Source organism: Flammeovirga sp. SJP92 (genome assembly GCF_001583495.1).
Lineage (GTDB): Bacteria > Bacteroidota > Bacteroidia > Cytophagales > Flammeovirgaceae > Flammeovirga.
In genome coordinates this window covers 1-11,397 of record NZ_LQAQ01000078.1, presented here as the reverse complement: position 1 = coordinate 11,397, position 11,397 = coordinate 1, and the positions used below count along the sequence as shown (strand labels likewise).

Here is an 11,397-nt window from a genome sequence, read left to right as displayed (position 1 = left end):
TAATAATTCAACTTTTGGAAAGCTTCCCAATGTATTGGGAAGCTTTTTTTATTCTAAACATTCTGGAAGTTCTACTTCTTCTTCAAAATCAATTTCTAAATCCTCCTCCTCAATCATTCGAAGAAGGGCCTTTACCATTTCTCGTTCTTTTCTAAGTGCAATTTCTTTTTCATCTGGATAAAAAGCTTTATCCTTTTTTATGGCATTAAATAGTTGAGAAAGATTATCTGTCTTATTACTTTCTACTAAAACAGTGGTAGTTTTAAAACCTCGAAAATACTCCTGTAAAACACCAAGATCTTTATTAACATAAATTGTTGATAAAGTATCCTTACAATCAAAACAGCATGAATAATATTTTTCTCTAATCCAATTGAACTTTTTCACAACAAAATCCTCATCATCAATTTGATAAACCCTTTCACTATCAAAAGTATATTCAATTTCATCTTCAGGCTCAGAGACTTCTACCAACATTTTTTTCAACTGATTACCTGATTGATCCAATGTATATTGTATATAATGTTTAGGAAAAGCTTCATAATTAAACGTTACTATTGTAGGGTCAACATCATTGTAGGTAATGGTTAAAAATTCCTCACGCGTTGTATCAAATTTTGAAAAATAAGATGATTCTAAGATTGCATAATTTTTCATTGTAACCATCCCATTAAATTTCTTCTTTTCATTAGAAGACACTTTATCTTCATGAAGATCACAACTGATCAATAAGGCAAAGATTGATATCAAAAAGAGGATTGAAAGCGTTCTCATATTAGTGATGGTTTTATAATAGTTGCATTTAATACTACAAACTAACATAATTTGAAATCTCAAACATTTTAGTAACGTTGTAAAATCTTAAAACGGAATTAATCGCTTTAAATCATCTTTTAAACAGCAGTCAAATTGTATCGATTAGAACGTTGATCGTGTTAACTACTTTGCAAATTTCAACTAATTTAAATTTAATCTATTGTCCAATACGAAGGAGCTTTTCAGTCATAAAAACACTAAGATCACTTAAAAACCAACCTTCATATCCATAGAAAAACGTTTGAGAACCGCTTAAACAATCAAAAAAATATCCCCTTCAATAACTGTACAAAAGCTTGCATTCTCAATTCTAACAATTTCCCCCCTCTTTTTCTATTCAATTTATTTCTAAGGAAACCGGCTCTTTCAAATACATTTGAGTAAAAGAAAAGGAATGATGAAAAAATATTACTTACTGATCACCGCATTTTTTCTAATGCAGGGTGTTATTGGACAAACTTCATTTTCAACTAAAGAAACAGACCAACAAGTGGAAAGCTTGATGGCAACAATGACTTTGGATGAAAAAATCGCTCAAATAGAAGGAACACGTCTACGAGATATTATGGTGGACGGAAAAGTATCTCTTGAAAAATGTAGAGAACACATACCTTATGGCATTGGACATTTCTGTCAATTTTCATCAGGACAGGAATTATCACCGGAAGAATTGAGGGATTTAGTACGTGAAGTACAAAACTACCTAATGACTGAAACTCGTTTAAAAATACCTGCCATTTTTCATGAGGAAGCTATCACTGGTTTCGCGACCTACCAAGCCACTACTTTCCCTCAGCAAATAGGAATGGGATGTTCTTGGAATCCGGATTTGGTACAACAGAACACCTCGGCTATTTCCAAAAGCATGAGAGAAGTGGGGGCTTCTTTTGCATTGTCACCAATGATTGACATCAGCAGAACGGCACATTGGAACAGACATCAAGAAAGTTATGGTGAAGACAGTTATTTGACTTCAAGAATGGGTGTTGCTTTTGTGCAAGGTTTGCAGGGTGATGACCTGACTACGGGTGTGGCCGCTACAGTAAAACACTTTGCGGGATATGGTACAAAAAACAACTCTGTGAAAGAACTGTATGAAGAATATTTAATGCCTCATGAAGCGTGTATTAAAGTGGGGAATGCTAAAAGTGTGATGCCTTCTTATGGTACATATAAAGCACTTCCAATTAGTATGAGTCCTACTATGTTGGATCAGATTCTTCGTAAGGAAATTGGTTTTGATGGATTAGTGGTAAGTGATTATGGTGCCATTAATATGATCTATAAAAAATACAAAAGAGCTCCAGATCAAATGACTGCCGGTGCTATGGCTTTGAATGCAGGTGTGGATATCGAACTTTCATCACCTATGACTTTTCCTTATTTGAAAGAGGCATTGAAAAAAGGTTTAGTTACTGAACAAGATATTGATCAAGCAGTAAAAAGATCACTAACTATGAAAGCCCGATTGGGTTTACTCGTAGACAACCCTGCCATTGGCAAAGATGGTGATTTGGATTTTGACCCTGCTTCTAACCGACAATTGGCGTATCAGTCAGCAGTAGAATCAATCGTTTTATTAAAAAATGATGGCATTTTACCTTTGAAAAAATCTACTCGTAAAATTGCTCTAGTCGGTCCAAATGCTTCTACAGTGCATTGTCTATTGGGCGACTACACTTACCAAGCAATGCGTGCTTTCTGGAAAAGTGCCAAGTTTGATGAACTGAACCCAAAGTTGGTCACACTTAAAGAAGGATTAGAAAGTAAAGTGGGTAGAAAAGTGAAAATTCAGCATGAAAGAGGTTGTGACTGGAGTGCCGCATTGGAAGCTACAATTGATAAAGATGGTTTTGGGGATGACCGATTGAGTAAACTGAAAATGATTTCTGTACAAGACCTTCCTCAACCTGATTTAAAAAGAGCAATGAAAATTGCGAAGGAAAGTGATGTAATTATTGCTGCTATGGGTGAGAACATTTACTTGAATGGTGAAGGAAGATGGAGAAAAGGCATTGGTCTTCCGGGGCAACAAGAGGAATTTGTAAAGCAACTGATTGCTACTGGTAAACCTGTTGTTTTGGTACTTTTCGGTGGTAGACAACAAGTAATTGCTGACATTGAAAAAGATTGTGCGGCAGTTGTCAATGCATGGTTCCCAGGGGAAGAAGGTGGAAATGCTGTAGCAGATATTTTGTTGGGCAATGCCAATCCTTCGGGAAAACTTTGTGTAACGTATCCAAGAACACAAGAAAAGAAAGAAATTGACTACAAAATGGGGTATGATAAAAATGACGAACCTCAATATCCTTTCGGTTACGGTTTAAGTTATACGTCTTATGCTTATGATAACATTCAGCTGTCAAAAGAAGCTCAACTTACTGATGATACTATTGAAGTATCATGCTCTATAACAAATACGGGTAAAACAGACGGAACGGAAATCGTGCAACTATATATTTCTCCTTTGGATAAAAATACGACAATGAAGCCAATTCAATTAAAAGGTTTTCAAAGAGTAAATCTGAAAAAAGGAGAGTCAAAAGAGATTACATTTAAAGTGTCACCTCAATTGCTGGCACAGTATAAAAATAATAAATGGGTAGTAGAAGGTGGAAATTTTGCCATTAAAATCGGCGCTTCTTCTACGGACATTCGATTGAGTGCTTCTGTACAAATCAAAGGAGAACCTTTGGAACTGAGAGATGGACGTAAAGAATTTTTCTCTTCCACAACTATCCAAAATCAAAAGCTTAATAAGTAGATGATACCTATAATTCATTCATTAATTATGACGATAGGGGGAATTATTTTAATTCCTCTTATTGCTTTTTCTCAAAATGAAAAGCAACCGAATGTAATTTTAATCCTTACTGATGATCAAGGTATTGGTGATTTGGGTTGCCACGGAAACCCTTGGCTAAAAACACCCAATATTGATAAGTTTTACGAAGGTGCAGTCCGATTTACAGACTTTCATGTAAGTCCGCTCTGCACCCCCACCCGAGCGGCAATAATGACCGGGCAATACCCTATACACAATGGGGCTTGGGCTACTTATAAAGGTAGAGATGCCTTATCGAAAAATACACCAACTATTGCAGAAGTGTTCCAATCAGCCGGCTACACAACGGCTCTTTTTGGTAAATGGCATTTGGGTGATAATTACCCCGTAAGGCCTTCTGATAAAGGTTTTGACCATGTAGTACAACATCATGCTGGAGGTATAGGAGAACTCTCTGATCATTGGGGTAATACTTATTTTGATGATGTGTATTATGTCAACAATGAACCACAGCAGTTTGAAGGCTATTGTACAGATGTTTGGTTTGATGAAACCATGAAATTTATTGAAAAACATCAGCAAGAGCCTTTCTTTATCTACTTACCACTCAACGCTCCTCATGATCCATTAATTGTAGCGGAGGAATATGCAAAACCTTACCAAAAGTTTGAAGAGAACAACGAAATCATTGATGCTAACCTCTACGGTATGATTGCCAATATTGATGAGAATTTTGGCCGTTTTCAAAAGTTTCTTAAAAAGAAAAAACTCGACAAAAATACAATCATCATCTATATGAGTGACAACGGTACTCGCTTTGGGTACAGTCCTGATGGCAAAAAAGGCTATAATTATAACCTAAGGGGAATTAAAGGAGCAAAACTGGAAGGTGGACATAGAGTCCCTTTCTTTATGCAGTGGGCAGATGCTGGTATTAAAGGAGGAAAAGACATTCCGACATTAGCCTCGCATGTAGATTTACTTCCTACATTGGCAAGCTTATGCAATGTTTCATTGGCGGATAGTTTGAAATTAGATGGAGTGGATTTATCTCCTGTTTTAAAAGATGCTCAGAAAACAATACAACGTTCTGTATTTGTGCATCACCGACAAGATTGGCGCCCTCCTACTGTAATTCAAGGCACTTGTGTATTGCAGAATGATTGGCGATTAATCAATGGAAAGCAACTTTACGACATTAAAAATGACCCTCTTCAAAAAGAGAACCTTGCACAGCAACACCCAGATATAATTGCTCAGCTTTTAGCAGACAATCAAACTTTTTATCAAGAAGTAAAAAAGGAAAAAACATTCTCAGAAATGCCCTCTACCATCATTGGCAGTATTGCTCAAAATGAAGTGACGTTGACCATACAACATGCAATTGGGGAAGACAAAGGCATTTGGAAATGCGAGCAAGTGGCTTCTGGAATGAAGAATAAAAATAACACGCATGCTTTGGAAGTGGTCAAAGAAGGAATGTACAAAATCAGCTGCAGAAGATGGCCTCAGGAATGGGCCGGCCCAATTCATGGAAAACCTTCTACACATCCTAAACATACTTTCGAATATCAAACCATTCAACCGGAGTTAGCACGCATAAAAATTGGAAATCAGATCCATGAAAAGGTGGTAAATCCAGAACAAGAGGAAGTAGAATTTATAGTTTATCTAGAAAAAGGGAAGACACTTTTGGTCAACGATTTTGTGGAGAAAGGTGATAAATATGGCGTGTATTATACATACATTTCATATCTCCCCCCTAATTAGAGGCATATCTCCTTATTGTAAGGTATTTCGTTTTTAAATTTCAACATTCTATGACGTGACTACTTTAAAAGTATGAATTAAAATGAGATTACTATTACTACAATTTTTAATTGGAATAACTCTGAGCACCTCAATATTTGCTCAGAAGAAACCGAATATCATTGTGCTCTTCGCTGACGACATCAGTGCTAGGGAACTTCCGGTATACGGTTCTACAAAATGGAGCGTTCCTCCTCAAGGGGGCACCACTACTGATCCTCAGTACAGAGCTAACACTCCTGTCATTGATCAGATGGCTAAAGAGGGAGTCTATGTAAAAACCGCTTGGGCCACTTCAAGCTGTTCTCCGAGCAGAGCCATGATGATGACGGGCAGGTACGCTCATATTCATAAGTGGTGGCACTTGAAAGACAGAGGCACTTGGGAGAATCCTCAAGGAAAAAAAATTACTTACCCTTTGTACAAAAGCTCACCGGCTACCATTGGACATATTGCACAACAAGGAGGTTATGCAACCTACTGGGCCGGGAAAACACAAATGAGCGGTGTGGATCAATTTGGTTTTGATGAGGGTATTTTTACGCCCGGTGAAGTGAAGAACAAGAAGAATCAATACCCTTATAGTGATTTTAAAATCAAAGCGAAAAAAGTGGATGGCAAACGTGTTCTGGTCAATACTGACACGGATCAGATTGTAAAATATTATGCACAAGATGGATGGTATTGGCAACCGCACGTACAACTGATGAATCACCCCGAAGCAGAAAATAAATTTGAGTGGTGGCCTAACACTAAAGAAGCAAAAAAAGAATATGGTTTGCATACTTACGGTCCTGATGTGGAGATGGAATACATCTTAGCGTTTATGGAGCGTAAAAAGAAAGAAAATAAGCCTTTCTTTGTGTATCACACCAGTCATTTAGGACATGATGGATGGAATTTTTTCAGCAGAGACACCAATGTAAAAACAAGGGAGAAGTGGCCTGGCACTCCTAAAATCAAATGGAAAAATGGCAAGTACATCCGTACGCAACCTAAAGTTACCGGTGACGAAGGAGTTTATGACACTCACAATACTGTGACAGACGGCGGTATCCATCATCATATCAATTACTTGGACTATCAAGTATGGCTGTACATGAACAAACTGAAAGAATTGGGTGAAGAAAACAATACCATTTTTATTTTCTGTGCAGACAATGGAACGAGCGGATATGGTAAATCGAGCTATAAATCACAAAGAGGTGCTCATGTGCCATTAGTCATTTATGCACCAGGATTCAATTTCACCAAAAAAGGAGAACAAGACATCTTGGTGAATATCTCTGATATCCTTCCAACCATCGCTGAAATTGCTGGGGTGGAAATTCCTCAAGAATATGAAATCAACGGTAAAAGTTTGATGCCTTATTTGACCACTAAAACGGATCAACATAGAGAATGGATCTATTCTTACCATAAAGACAAACAATTGATCAGAGGAAAGAAGGTGTTGATTGATGGTTATGGAAAGTATTTTGATGTCACAAAAAATCCTGCCGATCTGATTAGTTTCCCTGTAATTACAGATTGGAGTAAAGTATCCGAAGCACACCGAAAGGAAAAAGAGATGCTGGAGAAAATACTTCCAAGGTATAACAACTATGAAGATGAACATGATGCTCCTTAGTTGTAATCACCCTTTATCTTTATGACTTTTTTCAAACTTTATTAAGCAAAAAATAATCTAACAAATATATGAAAAATCGTTTCCTACAACTCTCACTATTACTTTACTTCTTGCCGTTGGGACTCTTTGCCCAAGTGCAGTTGGAAAGTGCATTAAAGAACGCGGCTTCTGCTCCTATTATTGAAGATATTCCTGAAGCACCCAATGGTTTTGTTTTTGAAAAACCAGAAACAAACAACGACATCAAATACAAATCTTCTCTTACTTTTAAGCGAACGATATATGTAGACGCAAAAAATGGTAATGACAAAAACAACGGTTTGTCAACGAAGAAAGCCATTAAATCACTTGAAAAACTAGAGGAATTTAATCTGACTTTTGGTGATCAGGTTTTATTGAAAGGAAATCAGACTCACTTTGGCACAATTGAATTAATCAATTTGAATAAAGGTTCAAAAGCAAAAAAGAAAATCCATATTGGCAGTTATGGAAAAGGAAAAGCTACGATTGACTTCAAAGGCTACCCTGCTGGTATTATGATTCAAAACACCTCAAATGTGATTGTTACGGATTTAAAAATGACAGGAAACGGCGGACCAAGCAACGATAACTTAATGAAACGTCCAAAGGATAAATTCAAAGATCAGCGCTACGGTATCCGTATCCAATCAGATGACACTCACCCTCACAGTTTAATGGAAAACTTCATTGTTTACAATGTAGATATTTATGATGTTTTCTTATTGAACAGCGCTGAAGTCTCTCGTGCTTGCCGTCAGTGGAACATGAACGACGGTGCCGGTTGGGGCTGGGGACTTTTTGGTCAAGTATTGAAAAAAGGAAAAGGTATTAATAATGTCACTGTAAAACACGTAACAGTTGAAAATGTAAGTCAGATGGGGATCCGTTTCAAAGGAAGCGGAAAAATTGACGGTTCAGCACCTCGCAATGTCAATAATGTACATATTGAATTTTGTACGGTCTACCAATCAGGTGGCCCAGGCATGCAATTCAACAGATGTAATAACAGCCACTTGAAATACAGCAGAATTACTGAGTCAGGCAATAGAAACGACAAACGTAAGTGGGGCCGTGGAAGTGGTATGTGGACTTGGGGTCTTCAAAATTTCCTTTTTGAATACAATGTTTTCGAAGGTGCTCAAGGTATTGCAGATTGCTGTGGTGCACACATTGATTTCAACTGTAAAAATGTAGTGCTTCAAAACAATTTAAGCCGTTATAATGCAGGTGGTTTTATTGAAATTTTGGGTTTAAACTACAACTGTTCTTACCGCTACAATATCAGTGTGAATGACGGGTGGAGAAACTTGAAAGACCCTGCACAAGCATTCTGGGGTAAAGTGGGAACGCCTGGCTGTATTGTAACAGTGAATGGTCACAACCACAAGAAAAAATACGAAGGTCCATACCAAACTTACATTTATAACAATACAATCATCAATACAAAGGCTGGAAACGCTCCTTATAAAAACCCAAATGTATTCAATATCTCTACTTCTAATGAAGGTATTGTGATGATGAACAACATTTTCTGGTTAGAAGAAAAAGCCAATAAAGGATGGTCAATGCACCGTTGGAAAGATGGTGGAGCTTATGATGCGGCTTTCGACTTCCAAATCTCAAAAGAACCTAAACCTAACGCTAAAGCAGGAAAAGGATTTGACGGTTCTGTTGCCGCTAATACACGACCAATGAATGAGAAAGAATTGGCCAAAATGGAATTGAACATGAGAAATAACATTTATATGTTATACAATGAAAAAGGTACAGACAAATATTCTAAAGTAAAGAACGCCCTAGCTGATGGCTACTGGGATGATAAAGCTTTGGGTGGAAATCCTGACTTCGTCAATGAAACAGGTTCTGATGCCGCTGACTTTGTGCCTAAAAACACAGCTTTGATTTCTTCGGGTGAAAAAGTTGAGAAATTAAAATCTGACAAAACACCTTACGGTATTTACTTCGGTGGTCTTGAAGTGAAAACGGACTTCTTCGGCAACCCAATTAAAGGAAATATCATTGGTGCGGTGGTTCCAAATGCAAAAATCAGAGACTGGTCTAAAGTAATGAAAGAGAACGACAAACCACTGGAAATGGAAAACTAAGTAAGTATACTGTGACAAAAAAAATGGAACAATAATATACGTGCACCATGACTGAAGTCATGGACTGGTGATATTGACTCCAACAACACTAAAGTGTTACCTCCGTTACCAACCTTCAAGACTTTAGTCTTGATTAGGTTGTTGTATCACCTGCCCATAGTTTTAACTATGGTGCAAGAAACACTCGTTTTCTTCTGTCACAGTACTTACTTTTGAATTTGTATTTAAAGTAAATAATTTAACCGCTATATATTGAAATGAAAACAAACAAAAAGCTAATGCAATACTTCATGTTATGGATCATAATAGGAAGTAGTGCTTGTCAACCTAATTTCGACAAAAAAGAAGTAACAAACGAAAAGGCCTTCCCTTTTATTCTTCCAAAAGAAAAGCCAACAGACAGACATCTCAGTAGAGCAATGGAAAGAAATTATTCTTACCCTGCCGCTCGCCCTGAGGACAATGAACTATACACTCAATTCAAATACACTGAATTGAAAGGGTTTGACTACAACAATCATGACGGTACAATCTCAAGAAGAGACCCGTCAAAAGTGATTTTTGAAAATGGTCAATACTATGTTTGGTATACTAAAAGAGACACCCCTACTCCACCCCAAGGGCCTGACTTATGCAATGATACAATTCCTTCAAGAGACTGGGATTTATCAGAAATTTGGTACGCTACAAGTAAGGATGGTTTTACTTGGGAAGAGCAGGGTGTAGCGGTACCACGTCCTCCAAAACCAAATGTAGGCTGGAGATCTGTTACGACGACAGATATCTTAAAATGGAAAGGGAAATATTACTTGTATTACCAGGGATTTATGCAAGCAAGTGGTAAGCGTGGTGACGACTGCCCTGTAGCGGTATCCTATGCCGATTCTCCTGACGGACCTTGGACGCCAGCCAACAAAATTGTAATTCCAAATGGTAAAGAAGGCGAATGGGATCAATACTCTATTCACGATCCTTATCCTCTAGTGTATAAAGGGAAAATCTATTTGTACTACAAATCTGACTTTGATGGAGACCCTAACCTTGTGCGTATGCAAGGCTTGGCAATTGCTGACAATCCATTGGGACCTTTTAAAAAACACCCATTGAATCCAGTCATCACTTCAGGACATGAAACTACATTGTTTCCGTTCAAAGATGGTATTGCAGCATTAGTGATCCGAGACGGTAGCGAGCATTACACCATCCAATATGCAGAAGATGGTGTAAACTTCGACATCGCATCGATTGTTTCATTAATGCCAACCGCGGCGGGTCCTTACGTTCCAGATGCTTTTGACAGCAACGGCAACGGAAGAGGTATCACATGGGGTATTTCTCACTTCACCAATGTAACAACTTGGAAAGAAAACCACGCCATCATTGCCCGTTTTGATTGTGACCTTAGTTTAGATGTACACGACCCTGCCATGAAGAGAGCCCATGTTTATTTCAAACCAAATGTGTATTTCTCTCAAGGGTTAAATAAAAAACAAAGAGCACGTGTTGAAAAAGAAAATGAAGCTGTTTTAAAAGCGTCAAAATAAAGTCAAAAGAATAGTGTGACACTTATCTGACAAACATAAACAGGTTAATCTCAATAAAGCAGAAGGCGTTATGTCTTCTGCTTTTTTATTTATATCATCAACTGAACCACCATCCACCCACGATTAAAAATCATGGGCTATCGGGGCGTAACAAAAGTAAAATTGATAGGTAGAACCACTCAAAAACCATAATTTCAATTTTGGATCTACGAATAAAAACAAAAAACACCACAAATGATTTGATTCTTAATCATTTCGTATTACATTGAAAGAGCTTAGAGAATGTTTGAAATAGCTCTTTAACGAAATTATAAAACTGACTGTTTAACGAATCTCATGAAAAACCTTCAACTTTATCATAGAAAAGTCATCCAACGTCTTATTGAAGACAAAAGATTTACCGTAACAGAAATTGCGGAAGGTTTAGAGGTCTCTCCGTCTACGATTTACCGTGAGCTAAAAAGAAATACTAACCCAAAAACAAAAAAGTATGAAGCAGAGTACGCTCATAAATTATTTTTAGCAAGAAAGAAGTACGCCGGTTCCAAAAAGAAAAATCCTTTCAGACATCACCCAAGAAGAAAAAACGATTACCAACTCTACGCCCAAAGGCGATTGATCTATTGGTATTCTGATCAGTATTATAAACTAAAATTACCCAATAGGTGGAAAGACGATTTCCATGTT

Annotated in this window: 7 protein-coding genes; 6 read left to right on the top strand and 1 reads right to left on the bottom strand. The window is 37.4% G+C overall.

Annotated features, from left to right (window positions below; translation table 11 throughout):
- Positions 1–48: 48 nt before the first annotated feature.
- Positions 49–774 (bottom strand): hypothetical protein, encoded by a 726-nt coding sequence (locus tag AVL50_RS17710; protein ID WP_062617823.1) that lies wholly within the window; start codon positions 772–774, stop codon positions 49–51.
- A 436-nt stretch (positions 775–1,210) separates the two neighbouring features.
- Between AVL50_RS17710 and AVL50_RS17705 the strand changes: the two genes are divergently transcribed.
- The 6 genes from AVL50_RS17705 to AVL50_RS17680 all read left to right on the top strand — a co-directional run.
- A complete protein-coding gene (locus AVL50_RS17705) occupies positions 1,211–3,580 on the top strand; it encodes a glycoside hydrolase family 3 N-terminal domain-containing protein (protein ID WP_216639060.1) in 2,370 nt (789 codons plus the stop codon).
- Positions 3,581–5,371 (top strand): arylsulfatase, encoded by a 1,791-nt coding sequence (locus AVL50_RS17700; RefSeq protein ID WP_253764302.1) that lies wholly within the window; start codon positions 3,581–3,583, stop codon positions 5,369–5,371. It begins immediately after the preceding gene.
- A gap of 82 nt (positions 5,372–5,453) precedes the next feature.
- Positions 5,454–7,040: a sulfatase-like hydrolase/transferase gene (locus AVL50_RS17695; protein WP_082795895.1), complete on the top strand. Its 1,587-nt coding sequence runs from the start codon at positions 5,454–5,456 to the stop codon at positions 7,038–7,040.
- 68 nt (positions 7,041–7,108) lie between these two features.
- Positions 7,109–9,166, top strand: a complete 2,058-nt coding sequence (locus tag AVL50_RS17690; protein ID WP_157491395.1) for a right-handed parallel beta-helix repeat-containing protein — start codon at positions 7,109–7,111, stop codon at positions 9,164–9,166.
- 257 nt (positions 9,167–9,423) lie between these two features.
- Entirely contained in the window at positions 9,424–10,710 is a 1,287-nt protein-coding gene (locus AVL50_RS17685; RefSeq protein WP_082795894.1) for a family 43 glycosylhydrolase, read from the top strand.
- 336 nt (positions 10,711–11,046) lie between these two features.
- On the top strand, positions 11,047–11,397 hold a 351-nt coding region (locus tag AVL50_RS17680), incomplete at its 3' end, for a helix-turn-helix domain-containing protein (RefSeq protein ID WP_157491394.1).

Bases quoted from the DNA above. Each gene is read 5' to 3' on its own strand.
- AVL50_RS17710 (WP_062617823.1), bottom strand. From the start codon at position 774: ATGAGAACGCTTTCAATCCTCTTTTTGATATCAATCTTTGCCTTATTG.
- AVL50_RS17705 (WP_216639060.1), top strand. From the start codon at position 1,211: ATGATGAAAAAATATTACTTACTGATCACCGCATTTTTTCTAATGCAG.
- AVL50_RS17700 (WP_253764302.1), top strand. From the start codon at position 3,581: ATGATACCTATAATTCATTCATTAATTATGACGATAGGGGGAATTATT.
- AVL50_RS17695 (WP_082795895.1), top strand. From the start codon at position 5,454: ATGAGATTACTATTACTACAATTTTTAATTGGAATAACTCTGAGCACC.
- AVL50_RS17690 (WP_157491395.1), top strand. From the start codon at position 7,109: ATGAAAAATCGTTTCCTACAACTCTCACTATTACTTTACTTCTTGCCG.
- AVL50_RS17685 (WP_082795894.1), top strand. From the start codon at position 9,424: ATGAAAACAAACAAAAAGCTAATGCAATACTTCATGTTATGGATCATA.